General features: G+C 66.8%; 16 protein-coding genes. 6 read left to right on the top strand and 10 right to left on the bottom strand.

All coding sequences use genetic code 11. The annotated features are described in order from the left end of the window. Window positions 1-146: 146 nt before the first annotated feature. From G5C50_RS12845 to G5C50_RS12835, 3 genes are read left to right on the top strand one after another with little or no spacing between them, the layout of a single operon-like run. Window positions 147-1,349, top strand: coding sequence for a DUF6807 family protein (locus G5C50_RS12845; RefSeq protein WP_165069822.1), 1,203 nt, complete (start codon window positions 147-149; stop codon window positions 1,347-1,349). Beyond that, window positions 1,346-2,116: a ThuA domain-containing protein gene (locus tag G5C50_RS12840; RefSeq protein ID WP_165069820.1), complete on the top strand. Its 771-nt coding sequence runs from the start codon at window positions 1,346-1,348 to the stop codon at window positions 2,114-2,116. The genes G5C50_RS12845 and G5C50_RS12840 overlap by 4 nt, the downstream gene beginning before the upstream one ends. Further along, window positions 2,113-3,522: a Gfo/Idh/MocA family protein gene (locus tag G5C50_RS12835; RefSeq protein ID WP_206107672.1), complete on the top strand. Its 1,410-nt coding sequence runs from the start codon at window positions 2,113-2,115 to the stop codon at window positions 3,520-3,522. Before G5C50_RS12840 ends, G5C50_RS12835 begins: the two co-directional genes overlap by 4 nt. A 110-nt stretch (window positions 3,523-3,632) precedes the next feature. On the opposite strand, the gene G5C50_RS12830 is transcribed toward G5C50_RS12835, so the two are convergent. Continuing rightward, window positions 3,633-5,234, bottom strand: a complete 1,602-nt coding sequence (locus G5C50_RS12830; RefSeq protein WP_165069817.1) for an ATP-dependent DNA ligase — start codon at window positions 5,232-5,234, stop codon at window positions 3,633-3,635. Next, the gene (locus G5C50_RS12825) at window positions 5,231-6,292 is read right to left on the bottom strand and encodes a ligase-associated DNA damage response exonuclease (protein ID WP_165069815.1); all 1,062 of its coding nucleotides are present in this window, start codon (window positions 6,290-6,292) and stop codon (window positions 5,231-5,233) included. The genes G5C50_RS12830 and G5C50_RS12825 overlap by 4 nt, the downstream gene beginning before the upstream one ends. An 82-nt stretch (window positions 6,293-6,374) precedes the next feature. On the opposite strand from G5C50_RS12825, the gene asnB reads away from it, so the two are divergent. After that, window positions 6,375-8,324: an asparagine synthase (glutamine-hydrolyzing) gene (gene asnB / locus G5C50_RS12820; RefSeq protein ID WP_240907067.1), complete on the top strand. Its 1,950-nt coding sequence runs from the start codon at window positions 6,375-6,377 to the stop codon at window positions 8,322-8,324. Window positions 8,325-8,562: 238 nt separating this feature from the next. Next, window positions 8,563-9,288, top strand: a complete 726-nt coding sequence (locus G5C50_RS12815) for a metallophosphoesterase family protein (protein WP_165069812.1) — start codon at window positions 8,563-8,565, stop codon at window positions 9,286-9,288. Between the two features lie 391 nt (window positions 9,289-9,679). Here the strand turns inward: G5C50_RS12815 and G5C50_RS12810 are convergent, their stop codons facing one another. After that, window positions 9,680-10,210 carry a BON domain-containing protein gene (locus G5C50_RS12810; protein WP_165069809.1) on the bottom strand — a complete coding sequence of 177 codons (531 nt, stop codon included), beginning with the start codon at window positions 10,208-10,210 and terminating at the stop codon, window positions 9,680-9,682. 349 nt (window positions 10,211-10,559) lie between these two features. Here G5C50_RS12810 and G5C50_RS12805 point away from each other — a divergent pair, with 349 nt between their 5' ends. After that, window positions 10,560-11,252 carry a DUF2306 domain-containing protein gene (locus G5C50_RS12805; RefSeq protein WP_206107671.1) on the top strand — a complete coding sequence of 231 codons (693 nt, stop codon included), beginning with the start codon at window positions 10,560-10,562 and terminating at the stop codon, window positions 11,250-11,252. Here G5C50_RS12805 and G5C50_RS12800 read toward each other — a convergent pair. The 7 genes from G5C50_RS12800 to G5C50_RS12770 all read right to left on the bottom strand — a co-directional run bounded on the left by G5C50_RS12800 (window position 11,233) and on the right by G5C50_RS12770 (window position 17,149). Next, window positions 11,233-12,045, bottom strand: coding sequence for a DUF1559 family PulG-like putative transporter (locus tag G5C50_RS12800; RefSeq protein ID WP_165069806.1), 813 nt, complete (start codon window positions 12,043-12,045; stop codon window positions 11,233-11,235). The genes G5C50_RS12805 and G5C50_RS12800 overlap by 20 nt on opposite strands. 28 nt (window positions 12,046-12,073) lie before the next feature. After that, window positions 12,074-12,850, bottom strand: coding sequence for a DUF1559 family PulG-like putative transporter (locus tag G5C50_RS12795; RefSeq protein ID WP_165069804.1), 777 nt, complete (start codon window positions 12,848-12,850; stop codon window positions 12,074-12,076). Beyond that, the gene (locus tag G5C50_RS12790; RefSeq protein ID WP_206107670.1) at window positions 12,847-13,671 is read right to left on the bottom strand and encodes a DUF1559 family PulG-like putative transporter; all 825 of its coding nucleotides are present in this window, start codon (window positions 13,669-13,671) and stop codon (window positions 12,847-12,849) included. The genes G5C50_RS12795 and G5C50_RS12790 overlap by 4 nt, the downstream gene beginning before the upstream one ends. Window positions 13,672-13,715: 44 nt before the next feature. Then, entirely contained in the window at window positions 13,716-14,489 is a 774-nt protein-coding gene (locus G5C50_RS12785; RefSeq protein WP_165069798.1) for a DUF1559 family PulG-like putative transporter, read from the bottom strand. A 7-nt stretch (window positions 14,490-14,496) separates the two neighbouring features. Next, window positions 14,497-15,321, bottom strand: coding sequence for a DUF1559 domain-containing protein (locus G5C50_RS12780; protein WP_165069795.1), 825 nt, complete (start codon window positions 15,319-15,321; stop codon window positions 14,497-14,499). Window positions 15,322-15,437: 116 nt separating this feature from the next. Next, window positions 15,438-16,250, bottom strand: coding sequence for a DUF1559 family PulG-like putative transporter (locus G5C50_RS12775; protein WP_165069792.1), 813 nt, complete (start codon window positions 16,248-16,250; stop codon window positions 15,438-15,440). Window positions 16,251-16,363: 113 nt separating this feature from the next. Further along, a complete protein-coding gene (locus G5C50_RS12770) occupies window positions 16,364-17,149 on the bottom strand; it encodes a DUF1559 family PulG-like putative transporter (RefSeq protein ID WP_165069789.1) in 786 nt (261 codons plus the stop codon). Window positions 17,150-17,164: the final 15 nt, after the last annotated feature.

Genomic DNA, 17,164 nt, shown 5'->3' with positions numbered 1-17,164 from the left:
AGGGGGAAGACAGATCGCGAAGCGATCAGATGAGGGGGACGACCGCTGTCGGGCGTGCATCCGGGGCTTCGCTCCCAGGGCCTTGCCGATCCCCCCTCATCCGGCCGCTTTGCGGCCACCTTCCCCCGCGAGGGGGGAAGGCCGTTATGGTTCTCGCCTTCTCGCTGGTCCTCGCTTCCTCAGTATCCGCAGACGACTCGATACTCTCGGTCCCGGCCTCAAAGGAAACCCTCCGCGTCTCGGTCTCCGCGCCGGCCGGCTTCGAGGGGAAAGCCCTGAAACTCGTCGAGCAGGCGCGTGGGACGGCATCCGCTCCAGCCTTCATCGTCCCGAACCGCAAGGCCGACGGCTCGCCGGCCGAGGGTGCGGGACGGCTTGTCGCCGACATCCCGGGAACGTCGGAGAGCGGCGAGCGTCGGTTCAAGTTGGAGACCGACTCGGCCGCGACGCACGCCTCGTCGTTCACCTTCCGCAACGTCGACCGTCGCTCGCTGGGGCTCTGGGAGAACGACCGGCCGGTGCTGGTCTACAACCACGGCGTCATCAGCCATGACGGCCTGCCCGAGGATCGCTCGCGGAGCAGCTACGTCCACCCGCTCTATGGGATCGAGGGCGAGTCTCTGACCGACGACTTCCCCGCCGATCATCTCCATCACCGCGGCCTCTTCTGGGCCTGGCCGCACGTCATCGTCGGCGGCAAGGAATACGACCTCTGGCTGCTCAAGGGCGTTCATCACGAGTTCGGCCGCTGGCTGGCTCGCGATACGGGGCCTTCCGGGGCGCTCTTGGGAATCGAGAACGGCTGGATGGCCGACGGCCGCAAGCTGCTCACCGAGCGCGTCTGGCTCGACGTTCACCCGGCGACCCGTGATTCCCGGATCGTCGATGTGACGCTCGTCCTGGAGCCGGGCTCCGATCCGGTGACGCTCGACGGTGCGGCGGGCAAGAGCTACGGCGGCTTGAATCTCCGATTCGCCCCGCGCCACGACCTTGTCATCACCACCCCCAAGGGGAACGGCCCCGACGACCTGCTGATGACGAAGCTCCCCTGGGCCGACTTCTCGGCGAAGTTCGCCGCTGCAACGGAGACCACTGGCGCAGCGATCCTCGTGGCCCCCGAACACCCCGACTTCCCCCCCAATTGGCTCACTCGGCACTACGGCGTTCTGTGCGTCGGCTGGCCTGGCGTGACGCCCAAGACACTGGAACCCGGTCGGCCGACGGTCCTTCGCTATCGCGTCTGGATCCATCGCGGCCCTGCCGACGCCGCTCGCCTCGACCGCCTGACCGAAGCCTTCGCCCTCGAAGGCAAAGCCGCATGGCTCCCCACCGGAGACACCAAGCCATGATCACCCGCCTGCGATTCGCCCCTCTGTTCCTCCTCCTGTTGGTTCCCGTCTCGGCCTTCGCGGCGGAGCCTCGGCTGCTGGTCTACACCCGCAACTACACCCCTGACGGCAAGGGGTACGTCCACGCCAACATCGCCCACAGCGTTGAGGCCTTGAAGGCCCTGGGCGCTGAGATGGGCTGCGTCGTGGATTCGTCCGACGACCCCGCCGTCTTCACGCCCGAAAACCTCAAGAAGTACAAGGTTCTCATCTTCTCCAACAGCAACAACGAGGCCTTCACCGACGACGCCCAGCGCGAGGCCTTCAAGGGGTTCATCAAGGCGGGAGGCGGTTACGTGGGGATCCACTCGGCGACGGGCTCCGAGCGGACCTGGCCGTATTACTGGTCGATCGCCGGCGGCAAGTTTCGCCGACACCCCAAGCTTCAGAAGTTCACCGTCCGCGTGAAGGATGCGGAAAGCCCGGTCGCCGCCGGCGTCCCCTCGACCTTCACCTGGGAGGACGAGTGCTACTATCACGAGTTCCTCAGCCCCGACATCCACCCCGTCCTCGTCACCGACCCCACGAAGATCGACGACGGTAAGATCAAGGCCGACCCCGGCGGCCTGCTGGGCGACTCCGTCCCCCTGGCGTGGACCCTCAAGGCCGACGGCGGCCGGACGTTCTACCTGGCTCTCGGCCACAAACCCGAACACTACGACGACCCGCTCTACCGAACGATTCTCCGCAACGGAATCCGATGGGCGATGGGGGAGTCCAAACCATGAACACGCAAAGTCATCTCGATTCTCGAGCGACCCGACGAACGGTTCTTCGTGCGATGCTGGGCGTGGGGGCGATCGGCTTCCCGACGATTGTGCCCTCCCGCGTTTTTGGGAGTTCGGCGCCGAGCAACCTGATCCACGTCGCGCAGATCGGCTGCGGCCGGATCGCGCGGACGTCCGAGATGCCCGGCGTTCTGCGTCACGCGGACCTCGCCCGGTTCGTCGCTGTGTGCGATCTCGACGACGTCCGCCTGGCGGACGGCAAGACGATGATCGAGGAATCATACGCCCGACGCCTCGGGGCCGAGGGCTACGCGAAGGTGAAGACCTATCACGACTATCGGGAGATGTTGAAGGACCCGGCGATCGACGCGGTCTGCATCAGCACGCCCGACCACTGGCACGCCCAGCCGGCGATCGAGGCGGTTCTCGCGGGCAAGGACGTCTACCTCCAGAAGCCGACCTCGCTGACCGTCCACGAAGGCCGGCAGGTCGCCGACGCCGTGAAGAAGACCGGGCAGATCCTTCAGATCGGCAGCCAGCAGCGGTCGGATCCTCAGTTCCTTCGGACCTGCGAGTTGGTTCGCAGCGGAAAGATCGGCAAGGTCGTCCGCGTCGAGATCGGCCTCCCGATCGACCCCGCCGGCGGCGACCCGACCCCCACGCCGCCCTCGAATCTCGACTACGACATGTGGCTGGGCTCGACTCCCTTGGTCCCCTACACGCTCGACCGCGTCCATCCTCAAACGCCCGATATCAAGAAGCGGTACGACCGCCCCGGCTGGCTGCGCTGCGAGCAGTTCGGCGCGGGGATGATCACCGGCTGGGGGGCTCACCACGTCGACATCGCTCATTGGGGGCTGGGCGTCGAGCACTCCGGTCCGGTCGAGGTCCACGCCACGGCCGAATTCCCGAAGGCCGGCCTGTGGGACGTCCACGGCCCGTACCACGTGGAGGCCCGCTACGCTGACGGCGCCTTGATGGTCATCAGCGACAAGCTTCCCAACGGTGTGAAGTTCATCGGCGAGGACGGTTGGATCTGGGTGACCCGCGGGAGTTACCCCGTCCCGGCTGGGACGAATCAGACGAAGTCGATGGACGCCTCCGATCCCCGACTCGTCGACCCGACCACGCCCACGGGATCGGTCAAGCTCCACGCCAGCCCGAAGCATGACCATCACCTCGACTGGCTGACGAGCATCCGGACCCGCGCCGAGCCCGCCGCGCCGGCGGAAGTCGGCCACCGATCCAATTCCGCCTGCCTCATCGCCCACATCGCGATGAAGACCGGCCGCACCCTGAAGTGGGACCCCACCGCCGAACGCTTCATCAACGACCCCGAAGCCGACAAAATGCTCCACCGCCCCCAGCGCTCGCCGTACGGGACGGACGCCCTGGCAACGGGTTGAGCGAGCAGGCTCGGAAGGGCCCTCCGTAAGGAGCGCCCCAAACCTTCTCCCTCGCCCGTGGGGAGAAGTGACGTCGTCGGTGGCCCTGAGGCCGCGATCGATCGTCCAGTTCACTTCTCCTCTCCCGGCAGCATGGCGCGGATTGACTCCAGCGAATCAGCCTCCTCCGCCGGCTTGTCGTGACGCCAGCGGAGGATGCGTGGGAAGCGGACGGCGATGCCGGACTTATGCCGCGGCGAGCGCTGGATGCCCTCGAAGGCCAGCTCGAAGACGAGCTCCGGTTTGACGGTCCGCACAGGGCCGAACTTCTCGACCATGTTGCGGCGGACGAAGGCGTCGACCTGGGCGATCTCCGCGTCGGTGAGGCCGGAGTAGGCCTTGGCGAAGGGGACCAGTCGGCGGTCGTCGTCCCAGACGCTGAAGGTGTAGTCGGTGTAGAGGCTCGCCCGCTTGCCGCTGCCGCGCTGGGCTGCGGTGAGGACGGCGTCGACGGTGAAGGGATCGACCTTCCACTTCCACCAGTCGCCCCGCTTGCGGCCCACATGATACGGCGAGCCCCGGCGCTTGAGCATCAAGCCTTCCGCATGGTGGTCCCTCGCCTGGAGCCGGGCCGCTGCCGTCGCCTCCCATGTGTCGGCGACGACCAGAGGCGAGAGGATCATCCGGTTGGGCTGCGCGACCTTCTCGACCAGACTCGCCAGCCGCGTGCGCCGGGACTCGAAGGGCTCGGCGCGAAGGTCGCGGCCGTCCATCTCCATCAGGTCGTAGGCGATCAGTACGACGGGGACCTCGGCCAGGATCGTCTTCCCCACCGTCTTGCGGCCGATCCGCCGCTGGAGCTGCGCGAACGGGAGCGGAGCGCCGTCGAGGTACGGCAGGATCTCGCCGTCGATCGCGGTTCCCTCGGGCAGGAAGGCGCCCAACGTGGCAAGCTCCGGATAACGGTCGGTCACCAGTTCCTCGCCCCGAGACCAGAGGAAGGTGTCGCCGCCGCGACGGATGAGCTGTGATCGGATGCCGTCCCACTTCCACTCGGCGATCCAATCTTCGAGCGGCCCCAGGGTCTCGGGCTCTGCTTCCAGGCCGTAGGCGAGGCAGAAGGGATACGGACGCGAGTGGTCGGCGTCGTCGGATTCGGCCGCGAGTAGGCGTGCGATGAAACCGGGGCTCGGCTCCCAGTCGCCCATCAGACGGTGCGCGACGACCGCCGGGTCGATCCCACCCGCCTTCCCCAACGCCCGCGTCACGAGCTGCTGCGAGACCCCCACGCGGAAGCCGCCGCTGATGAGTTTGTTCCAGACGAAGCGTTGGGGACGATCCATGGCCCCCCACGCTTCGAGCATTGCGGCGTGCTGCGTCTCCTCGTCGGCCCCGCGGAGAGGCAAGAGCCGGTTCTCGACCCACTCGGCCAACGGTAGGTCGGTCGACTTCTCCGAGGGGGGGAGCAGGAGCGCGACGGTCTCGGCCACGTCTCCGACCGCGTCGTACGACTCCTGGAATAGCCAGTCGGGCACGCCGGCCTCGGCCGCCGCCCACTCGCGGAGCTTCTTCGACGGCACCACCTGCTTCGGCTTGCGGCCGATCAGGAAGTAGACCGCCCACGCGGCGTCAGCCGGCGGGGCCTCGGCGAAGTATCGGGTCAGCGCCTCGACCTTCTCGCCGGTCCGGGTCGTCTCGTCGAGGTCTGCGTACAGGCGGGCGAAGTCTTTCATGACGCCTCCTCTACCGCCTCAGCCTCGGTCTCCATCGCGTCGACCTCGGCGCGATCCTGGGCGTCTCCCTCGCCCTCGTAGCGAGTGGCGAGGATCTCCGCATCGAGCCCCTGCTCTCGCAGGTAGCGGACGACGACCGCCGTGTAACCGTGGGTGACCAGAACGCGGCTTGCGCCGGTGGCCGCGATCGAGCCCAGCAGGCTCGGCCAGTCGACGTGGTCGGAGAGGACGAAGCCGCGGTCGAGGGCCTTGCGCCGCCGCGTCCCCCGGATGGTCATCCAGCCCGAGGCGATCCCCGTCGAGGCCGGCCCGAACTTGCGGGCCCAGGGCGTCCCTTGTGCCGAAGGAGGGGCGACGATCATCGCGCCTCCCCAGCTCTTGCCCTTCGCGGCCGTTCCCGCATAAGCGGTGGGCGGCAGGGCGACGCCGGCCTCGCGATAGGCCCGGTTCAGCTTCTCGACGGCCCCGTGCGTGTAGATCGGGCCGATGGACGGGTCCAGCCCGGAGAGGAGCCGCTGCGACTTCCCCAGGGCGTAGCCCAGCAGCAAGCTGGCCTTGCCGGCCTCACGGTTGGCCCGCCACCAGGCGTTGATCTCGTCGAAGACCGACTGCTGCGAGGGCCACCTGTAGATCGGCAGGCCGAAGGTGGACTCGGTCACGAAGACGTGGCAAGCGACGGGCTCGAACGGGGTGCACGTGGCGTCGGGCTCGACCTTGTAGTCCCCCGAGGCGACCCAGACCTCGCCCCGATGCTCCAGCCGCACCTGCGCCGAGCCCAGGATGTGCCCCGCCGGGTGGAGCGAGACCCGCACGCCGTTGATCTCGACGGCCTCGCCGTAGGGGAGCGAGTCCACGACGGCCTCGCGGCCCATCCGGATCTGAAGCACCCCCTGACCTTCCGCCGAGCAGAGATACCGACCGCATCCCCAGCAGGCGTGATCGGCGTGGGCGTGCGTCACGACGGCCCGCGGCACGGGCCGCCGGGGATCGACGAAGAAGTCGCCGACCTCGCAGTAGAGGCCCGCGTCGGTCGGTTTTAGGAGGTCGCCGGTGCTCATCGGATCATTCTAGGGTTGAGGGTTCGGATGTCCAGTTATCGCGTCGTGTTCTTGCATCCACGTCTTTCCCGCGATGGAAGGCTTGAGTTACGCTGAACCGGCGGGAGCGACGGCGAGGCGGGATGCGGGCGAAGGAGCCGGCGGCGGCATGTGTGGGATCGCGGGATTCGTGAACGGGGGCGGGCGAGAGGCCGATCGGTCGACGATCGAGGCCATGACCGCGAGTCTCGCCCACCGCGGCCCGGACGGCGACGGCGTGCACGTCGCGGGACCGGTGGCCCTGGGGCATCGGCGGCTCTCGATCATCGACGTCGAGGGCGGCGCCCAGCCGTTGCCCAACGAGGACGACTCGATCTGGATCGTCTACAACGGCGAGCTGTACAACGAGCCCGACCTCAAGCCCGGCCTGGAGGCGAAGGGCCACCGCTATCGGACTCGCTGCGACACTGAGACCTTCGTCCACCTCTACGAGGAGGAGGGCGAGGCGTTCGTCGAGCGTCTCAACGGGATGTACGCCCTGGCGATCTGGGACGGCCCCCGGCGGAGGCTGGTGCTGGCCCGCGACCGCATGGGGCAGAAGCCGCTCTACTACGCTGAGCTTCCCGGCGGCGGTCTGGCGTTCGGCTCCGAGCCCAAGGCTCTGCTCAAGCATCCCGAGGTCTCCCGCGAACTCGATCGCGACGGCCTGGCCCGTTATTTGTTTTATGAGTATGTGCCTGCGCCTTATTCCATCTGGCGGGGTGCGAAGAAGCTCCCGCGCGGGCATGTGCTGGTCTGGGAGGAGGGCCGCGTCCGGGTCTCGCGGTTCTTCCCGAGGGCCGGCGACCCGCGTGATCCGTCGCCCCCGTCCTTCGAGGAGGCGGCCTCGCGGTTCTGGGGCTCGTTCCGCGACTCGGTCGCCCGGCATCGGCGTTCCGACGTCCCGCTGGGGGTCTTCCTGTCGGGGGGCGTCGATTCGTCGAGCGTCGCCGCGGCGCTCTGCGAGGTCGAGCCGGCGGCGAACGTCCATACGTTCTCGATCGGCTTCGAGGACCCCAGCTTCGACGAGAGCGGCCCGGCGCGGGAGGTCGCGAAGTTCCTGGGGACCGATCACCATGAGCGGGTCTTCTCCATCGAGCAAATGATGGACCTCTTGCCTCAGGTCGCCGGCTGGCTCGACGAACCGTTCGGCGACGCTTCGATCCTCCCCACGCATTTGCTGAGCCGATTCGCCCGGGAGCACGTCACGGTGGCCCTCGGCGGTGACGGGGCCGACGAGTTGATCGCCGGCTATCCGACCTTCAAGGCCGAGCGCGCCGCCCGCGTTTTCCGAAGCCTCCCCCGCCCCGCCCGGGCGCTGGCCGAGGCGGCCGTCGGCCGCTTGCCGGTGGACCACCGCAACTTCTCGTTCGACTTCAAGCTCAAGCAGTTCCTCCGAGGGGCCGCCGAGGCCCCCGCCCTGGCCCACCAGCGCTGGTTGGGCTCATACTCCGGTCCCGAGCTGGGCCGGTTGCTGATCGACGGGCCGCTCGACGTCGAGGCCGAGCATCAGGCTCTCGCTGACCGGATCGCGGCTGAGATTCCCGGCGACCCCCTGGGGCTTTCGCTGGAGCTATACCAGGAGACGTACCTCCCCGAGGACATCCTGACGAAGGTCGACCGCGCGAGCATGGCTTGCAGCCTGGAAGTCCGGGCCCCGTTTCTCGACGCCGACCTGGTGGACGAGATCCGCTCGCTCCCCTCGTCGTACAAGTACGGCAAGGGGACGACCAAGCGGCTGCTCAAACGGGCGGCGGTGGGTCGGGTGCCGGACTCGATCCTCAGGCGGTCGAAGAAGGGCTTCGGCATTCCCGTCGCCCGCTGGCTGCGAGGTCCGCTCACCCCGCTCGTCGACCGCCTCCTGAACCCCGACCGCATCCGGGCCCAGGGCCTCTTCCGTCCCGAGGAGGTCGCCCGCCGAGTCGCCGAGCACCGCGACGGCTCGCGCGACCATCGCAAGCCCCTCTGGACGCTGCTCATGTTCCAGCTCTGGTACGAACAATGGATCGGATGATGCCAAGGGGGACGACCGGCCCAGATCGCGCAAACGATCTTGCATCGATCGGAGCCGTCGCCAAGCGGTCTGCTCTCCTTGAGGGGGTGACCGGCGCCGGACGGCTCGAAGCCGTTCTGAACTCTCAAGCTCCTGGATCTCCACCCCTCATCCGCCCCTTCGGGGCACCTTCCCCCTCAAGGGGGGAAGGCCGTTGTGGACTCGGACACGCCCTCGGGTTCTCATCCGAGGAGGTCGGATGAGGATCCTCGTCGTCTCCGACGTCCACGGCAATCGTGCGGCCCTCGAAGCGATCGACGAGCCGCACGACGTCTGCTTCTGCCTGGGGGACCTGGTCGATTACGGGCCAGAGCCGGCGGCGTGCATCCGTTGGGCGATGACCCATGCGGATTACTCGGTCCGGGGGAACCACGACCACGGCGTCGCCCAGGAGGTGCCGGTCCGCGGCGAGGTCGGGTTCCGCTATCTGACCCGCGCCACCCGCCCCGACCAGTGGGACGCCCTCGACGCCGAGGAGCGGAAGTATCTGCTGCAACTCCCCGTCACTCAGCGGGTGACCCTGGGCGACCGGCGATTCCTGCTGGTCCACGCCACGCCCCGAGACCCCCTGGACGAGTACCTCCTGCGCGACGAGGCCGCGTGGGCCCGTCGGCTGGAGTCCGTCGACGCCGATATCATCTGCGTGGGCCACACCCACATGCAGTTCAAGTTGAAGGTCGGCGACAAGCTGGTGGTGAATCCGGGGAGCGTCGGCCTCCCTCGCGACGGCGACCCCCGCGCCGCCTACGCGGTGATCGAGGACGGCCGCGTCGAGTTGAAGCGCATCCCCTACCCGGTCGAGGAAACCGTCGCCGCGATTCAGGCCTCCCCCTGGCCCGACCGCGCCAGGACCATGCTCACCCACGTCGTCCGAACCGGACGCCTCCCCCAGCCCTCCGATCCCTCCGCCGACGAGGAAGATTGACTTCGATTGGGTCTGTTCGCAGCCTGGAATTGGCTTTGCATTCAACGTTAAAGCTAATGGTTGAGGCGGGTTGCGGCCGGCCGAAGCTTTGGCTTCGTTCGGTCGCCTTGACTGCGGTTCGCCGCGCACTTTCCTGCCTGTCGAATTGTCAATGAGCCGTCGAAATCCAAGGCTTCTATTATGATGGTACTCATAACCCGCAAACCTGTTCGGCGGTCGGACGTTCGCTGAACGCCGGTGGAGCGGGCGGCTTGGGTTGTGGCGGTTTTCGGGTTTGCGCCGGCGAGCGACTGGTGGAGGAAAGCGAAACGGGCGTCGCTCCCGAATTGGCCGTGGGTGCAACGCCCGTCCTGGAAGCTGTGATCGCGAACCAGCACGATCAGCCGTTGGATCACGGCTTGACGGTGGCCGGCGGCTCGATGACGACCGGCGGCTGGGCCGGGGCGACGGGCTTGGAGGTGATGACCTTCGGCGCCGGCGTTCTCTCGATGACGGTTCCGGGCGGTTTGGTTTCGATGATCGTGGTGGTCGGCTTGGCCTCGATGACCTTCACGTCCTTCATCAGGGCCAGTTCGTCGACGACGGTGGTGACGCCGATCGTGTTCTCAACCAACTCGACGGCCGTCTTCCGGGCTGCGGCGTCGATCACTGAACCGCGGAGCACGACCGAGCCATCAGGCCGGACTTCCATTTGGATCGTCGAGGAAGTCAGTCGCTTGTCGCTGCGAACGCGATGGACCACAGACGCGGCCAGGTCCCGTTCCTGAACGGCGACCTCGGTCCGGTTGACGGCGTTCTCCACCCCCTGTCGGATGGTCCTCCCCGCGTTGTCGAGCGCCTCCCCGGCGCGGTTGAGAATCCCCTGGGCCTGGGCGGACGAGGCGCAGGCGACGATGAGCAAGGCGGCGAGCGTGCGGAACATATTTCGGCTCCCGTCGAAATGCATCGGAACGACCCGGACGGACGCCCATCCGGGGGCATGTCCTGACCCAGACGCAATCGGGGCGCCGGACTGAAGAGCCGCCCGAGATCCTTGCACGACGGCTTCCGCGACGATCGTCAAGATCCGGGTTTTGGGTGCGGACTGCATGATCGCACCCTCGTCCGCCGTCGAGGATAATGAAGGCCCCGTTCCCGGACCTTGCGAAGGGCGTCGCCTCTCGGGAAGGACCGCCGTCATGCGATGCTGCCTCGCCATGCTGCTGCTCTCATCCGCTCTGGCGACGGGGACAGAGCCGAGCCGAGGCCCTTATCCGCGAGGAGGCTGACCGTTGAGTCTGGCGACGTTCCACCCGAGCGAGGTCGTCACCCGAGGGCGCGTGCTTGGCGTGCTTGCGGTCGCGCTGGTGTTGAAAATCGTCGCGGTGACGATCGGGAACTATCGCAGCTACGTCCCGCCCGATTTCTCGACGGGCTTCCTGGAAGGGCGCGAGGCTTACTTCTGGGGCGCGTATCGCTGGGCTTTCTACACCCACATCGTCGCGGGGCCGATCACGCTGCTGCTGGGCCTGTGGCTGGTGAACGACCGGTTTCGGATGCGTTTCCCGAAATGGCATCGGCGGATCGGTTGGACCCAGGTGGCCTTGATCCTGCTGCTGACGACGCCGAGCGGCCTCTGGATGGCCTGGTACGCGGCGGCGGGCCCGGTCGCGGCGGTGGGACTCGCGGGGTTGGCGTTCGCGACGGCCGCGACCGCGGCGCTCGGCGTGAGGGCCGCGACGCGAAGGCGATGCATCCAGCATCGCCGATGGATGTGGCGCTGCTATCTGCTCCTCTGCTCGGCCGTCGTGCTGCGAGTCCTCGGCGGCCTGGGGACCGTCCTGGGCCCCGTCGGCCCGTGGTACGACCCGCTCGCGACCTGGCTGAGCTGGCTCGCCCCGCTGGCGGCGTTCGAGATCCGCGAGCGACTGCGGGAGTTTCGGGCGAGGTCGGCGTCTGGAATTGTTACCACTCCTCGGGCTTGATCGTCTCGCCGCCGTCGACCGATCGCAGGGCCGTGTGGAACGAAGGCTCGATCGGCGCTTTGAGGGACCTTACATTCCCATCGACGAAGGCTGCATTGAGCGTGCCCCGGCGCCGGGCTTTCGTGTTCGGACCAAGGCCGATGACGATTCCCTCCTTGGCATCGTCCGGGGCCATCCAGGTCCAGGGAAGTTCGAGATGTCGGACGCTTTCATGCGGCATGCACTCGATCACCGCAAGAGTCGAATCCGGGGGATCGGTGATTGTCGCCAGGGGGCGGGGTTCGGTGGGCAACAAGAACGCGTGGGGCCCGACGCACGCCAGGTAGCTCGTCGTCCAGCCCTCTCCGACGCCATGCACCGGACACTGGTAGACGGCGACCGCCGATTCCCGAGCCTTCTGGTTCGCCGGGTCCTTCCAGGACTTCGAGAGGTCGATCGACCGATACAGATCCTCCTCGCCCAGGTAGGGAAGAATCAGCGTTCGCCAACTATGCAAGATCTGGCCCTGGGCGTCGACCGAGCAAGCCGGCGGCAAAGCACCGTAATCGTTGGCGTAGGACTGCAGCGCAACCATGATCTGTCTCAGATTACCGGCGCATTGGGCGCGTCGGATGGGCTCCGCCGATCGGATCGTCGGCAAGAGGATCGCCGCCAGCAATAGCAGGGCGAGTGCCGCCGTGAAGAGCAAGGCAAAGCCCGCCATGGAGATCTTGACGACCCTGCCGGCCCAGATCTCGCCTGGCTTCTTGGCGAGGTCGCGGAATTCGGGGTCGTCGGCGGGGAGGATGGACATCGAGCCGGCCTCTCTTCGAGATCGCACGTCAATACTGATCGGAACTCACGGCCTTGCCGCCGTCGACTGTGATCAAAGCCCGGCGGATTTCTTGCGTAAGAGGGGCCTTCAGGAACCGGACGCTACTGTTGGCGAATCCGACGTTCAGCCCGCCGGGATGCTGGAGCTTCGAACCCGAGCCCAGGCCCTCGATCATGGCCTCGTCGGCGTCCTCCGGGGACATCCAGGGCATCGCTTCCTCGGGGCTGACCTCGACCACGGCGAGGGTCGACGCCTGACCGTCCGTGATCGTGGCGATGGTGCGCGGCTCGGTCGGCCGCAAGAAGGCGTGCGGGCCGACGCTCGCGCGAAAGACCGTCCTGTTCGATCGCCGATCGTAGGCGGATGGGCAGCGATAGATAGCCAGGGTGGTTTCGAACGCCTTGGCGTTAACCGGGTCGTTCCACGGCTTCGAGAGGTCGATGGTCTGATAAATGTCGGCCAAATCAAGATACGGCAGGATGAGCGTCCGCCAACTGTGGAGGCGACGCCCGTCAGGAGCGACGGTGTACGCAGGCGGAAGGACGCCGCCGTGGGCCTCGGCGTAGCCGTTCAGGCCCAGCATGATGTTCCTTAAATTGTTCTGGCACTGCGCGCGTTTCGACGCTTCTCCCGAGGAGCGGGATGCCGGCAGTAAAAGCCCGATCAACACTCCCAGGATGGCGATCGCGAGGAGGGCCTCGCTGAGGAGAAAGCGTCGCCGAGGGGCAGGCTTCGCCTTCGCGACGTCGCGGAACTCGGGATCGTCGCCGGTGGGGAGGGTCATCGTCTGGGTCTCTTATCGAGTCGAATTCGAAAGTCGTACGATCGTTCATACGGATTCGAGTCGACGATCTCGCCGCCGTCGACCGAGATCAGAGCTTGGCGAAGCTCGGCATTCGTCGTCGCCTTGAGGAAATGGATGCCGGCGTCGGCCGAACTGACGATAAAGCCGTCCGCATGCGGGAGTTTCGCGTGGCCTCCGAGCTTCAAGACCATCGCTTCGTCGGCGTCCTCGGGTGCCATCCAGTGGACCGCGTCCTCCGCGGCGACCTCGACGACCGCCAGGGTCGTCCCTCTGTCGTCGGTGATCGTTGCGAGCGGCCGTGGGTCGGTGGGGAGTAGGAAGTTGCGCGGGCCGACTATTGCCCGGTAGACGGTCCGATTCACGGGCAAGTCGGTCAGATTCGGGCAATGAAAGACGCTCAACGGCTCCGCGAACGCTTGAGCGTTCACCGGGTCGTCCCAGGGTTTCGAGAAATCGATCGAGTTGTAGGCGTTGCTGGAGTCGAGTGCGTCCAGGATAAGTGCGCGCCAACTATGGAGTCGGCGGCCGTTTGCGTCTACGGTGTACGCCGGAGGAAGTGCCCCATGCCTCTGGGAATAGTTCTCCAAGGCCAGCATGATCTGCATCAGGTTGTGGGCGCAGCGGGCGCGTTGCGCGGATTCGAGTCCCTGGGCGACGAACGCCGACGTAAGGAGCGCGATCGCCAGCAGAGCGACAGCAAGTCCCGCGAGGGCTCCGAACTGCCGGACACCTCGGCGCGGGCCCCGTGATATCTGATCTTCGTGGCGGAACATGGTTTCGTCGTTGTGAGGGAGGGGCACGGGCCTGGCTCCGCTGTGGGTCGAGTTCGAGGAATGTTCGCACGTCAGTACTGATCGGAACTCACGGCCTCGCCGCCGTCGACGGTGATCAGGGCCCGGCGGACGGCGGGCGGGATGGTCGCTTTGAGAAATCGGACGCTGCCGTCGGCGAAGCCGATGTTCACGCCGCCGGAATGCTGGAGCTTCGAGTCGGGCTCGAGCTTCAGGATGAGAGGCTCGTCGGCGTCCTCCGGACTCATCCAGGGGACGGCGTCTTCGGGGGCGACCTCGACGACGGCGAGCGTGGCCGCGGTTCCGTCAGAGATCGTCGCGAACGGTCGCGGCTCGGTGGTGCGCAGGAAAGCGTGCGGGCCGACGCTTGCTCGGTAGACCGTGCTGGTCGTCGGCGGATCGTCCGCGCTGGGGCACCAGTAGGGGTGAATGGGCGTCGCGAACGCCTTCGAGTTGGACGGATCATCCCAGGGCTTCGCCAGGTCGATCGCCTGGTACAGGTCGTTCTGCTCGAGGAACGGCAGGATGAGCGTGCGCCAGCTATGCAGCCGTCGGCCGTCGGCGTCCACCGTATAGGCCGGTGGCAGGGCCCCGTAGACATCGGCGTAGTTGTGCAGGGCCAGCATGATCTGCTTCAGGTTGTTGACGCACTGGGAACGCTTCGCCGCCTCGCCCGCTGTTCGGACGGCCGGCAGCATGAGCGCGACCAACAACGCCAGGATCGCCGTGGTCAGGAGGGCCTGAATCAGGCAGGATCGACCGCGCGAGGCGGATTTCGCCTTTGCGGGGTCGCGGAACTCAGGATCGTTGCTGGAAGGGAGAGTCACGGGCCTGTCACCACTCTTCGGGCTTGAGCATCTGGCCGTCGTCGACGGGCTTGATCGTGTCGACGCCGTCGATCGGCCGGATCGTCTCACCGCCGTCGACCGAGATGAGGGCTCGGCGGACTTCGGGCCTGATCGTCGCCTTGAGGAACCGGATGCTGCCGTCGGCGATCCCGGCGTTCAGACCGCCGACGTGCTGGAGAGTCGAGTCCGGCTCAGGCCGTAGGATCATGGCCTCGTCGGCGTCCTCGGGAGACATCCAGGGGATGGCGTTCTCGAAAGCGACCTCGACGATCGCGAGCGTCGACGCGGTTCCGTCGGTGATGGTCGAGATCGGTCGCGGTTCCGTGGGCAGCAGGTAGGCGCGCGGGCCGACGCTCGCCCGGTAGACCGTGGCGTTCGTCGGCGGAGCTGTCGTGCTGGGGCACGAGTAGACCATCACCGGCGTCGCGAACGCCTTGGCGTTGGCCGGGTCGTCCCAGGGTTTCGAGAGGTCGATCGATTCGTAAAGGCTGCGCTGTTCGAGGTAGGGCAGGATGAGCGTTCGCCAGCTATGCAGCCGCCGGCCGTTCGCGTCCACCGTGTAGGCCGGCGGCAGCGCTCCCTCGGAGTCCGCGTAGTTCACCAGGGCCAGCATGATCTGCTTGAGGTTGCAAACGCATTGCGAGCGTCTCGCCGCCTCACGCGCCGCGCTCACGGCCGGCAGCAAGAACCCGATCAGCGTGATCGCGACGGCCGCTCCCACGAGAGCCGCAATGTGGCGGCCTCGGCCTGATCCGGCGGCCTTCTTGGGGATTTCTTGGAGGTCGGGATCGTCGCCGGGGAAGGTGGACATGGGCGGAGTCCCCTGGGTGCGACCTTGTGTTTTACAGATGTCGCTGCGCACTCCCGAGAGTACCGCACGTCAACGACGAAATCCATAGGGGTTTTTGGATTGCGCCGGGCTCATCGTTACTTGATGACCTGCTCGCGCGAGACGGCCTCGCCGCCGTCGACCGAGATCATGGCCCGGCGGACTTCGGGCGCGACGGTCGTCTTGAGGAACACGGCGGAACCGTCGGCGAAAGCGGCGTTGACGCCGCCGGGATGTTGGAGTTTCAAGTCCGCCCCAGGCCGCAGGATCATCGCCGCGTCGGCGTCCTCCGGGGCCATCCAGGGGACGGCGTTCGCCTGGTCGACCTCGATCACCGAGAGCGTCCAGGCCGGATCGTCGGTGATCGTCGCGAGCGGTCGCGGTTCCGTGGGCCGAAGGAAGGCGTGCGGGCCTACGCTCGCTCGGTAGACCGTCTTGTTCCACGACTTGCCGCGCAGCTCCGGGCAGCTATACGCAGGATCGACGATGATGCACGGGCAGTCGTAAACGCTGGCTACTGTCTCGAATGCCTTCGCATTGGCCGGATCGTTCCAGGGCTTCTTGAGATCGATCGAGTCGTAAAGTTCGCGGTGTTCCAGATAGGGGAGGATGAGCGTCCGCCAACTGTGCAGCGGTCGGCCGTTCGCGTCGACCGAGTAGGCGGGCGGCAGAGAGCCCTGGTCCTCGGCGTAGTTGTTCAGGGCCAGCATGATCTGCTTCATGTTGCTGAGGCATTGCGCCCGCTTCGCGTTCCACCGCGCCGAGCGGTAGGCCGGCAGCAAGAGCGCGGACAGAAGCACGAGGGCGCAGACGATGAAGAGAAACCGGACGACCAACCCGCGGCAGCCCGAGCCCGAGGACTCGTTGGGAACCTCGGGGAAATCGGGGTCGTAGCCGGAGAGGGTGGACATGAGCGTGATTTCTCTGAGCGGGAGCTAGTTTTACAAATGTAGTTTATCTCTCGAGGATCCACCACGTCGGCGGGGAAATCCATGGGGGCTTTCGGCCGGGCCAGCGAACACGATCACCGGATGAGCAGGTCGCGTGAGACGGCCTCGCCGCCGTCGACGGTGATCAAAGCCCGGCGGAGATCGGGCCGGAGTTCTGGAGACGCGAAGATGACGGAACGGTCGGCCGTCGTCAGGTGCAGGCCGCCGGGGTGCACGAGTTTCGAGTCGGCCCCGAGGCCCTCGATGATGGCTTCGTCGGCGTCCTCGGGCGACATCCAGGGGACGGCGCTTTCGTGGTCGACTTCGATGACGGCGAGGGTCGTCGCCTTGTCGTCGGTGATCGTAGCGAGTGGTCGCGGCTCGGCGGGACGCAAGAAGGCGTGAGGGCCGACGCTCGCCCGGTAGATGGTCTTGTTCGAGAGCCATCCGGCCAGATTCGGGCATTGGTAGACCTGCAGCGGCGTCTCGAACGCCCTGGCGTTGGCCGGGTCGTTCCAGGGCTTCGCGAGGTCGATCGACTCATAGAGAGATCCCTGGCCGAGATAGGGGAGGATGAGCGTGCGCCAGCTATGCAACGGACGGCCGTCCGCATCGACCGTGTAGGCCGGCGGCAAGGCTCCGTGTTCCATCACGTAGGCGTTCAGGGCCCTGGCGATTTCTCGCAAGTTGCCCATGCACTGCGATCGCCGAACCATCGTGGGGCTGCCGAGCCGCAGGGACGGCAACAGAATGGCGATCAGGACGACGAGCAGAGCCAGCAGCCATAAGTAGTCGACGAGGCTGTGTCGACGCCGCGGCGTCGGAGCCTTCTTCGAATCGGCCGCGCCGAATTCGGGGGCGTCGTTGGGGAGGATGGACATCGCGGATTCCCCCGC

This window comes from Paludisphaera rhizosphaerae (genome assembly GCF_011065895.1).
Taxonomy (GTDB): domain Bacteria; phylum Planctomycetota; class Planctomycetia; order Isosphaerales; family Isosphaeraceae; genus Paludisphaera; species Paludisphaera rhizosphaerae.
This window is presented reverse-complemented; position numbering and strand designations above follow the sequence as displayed.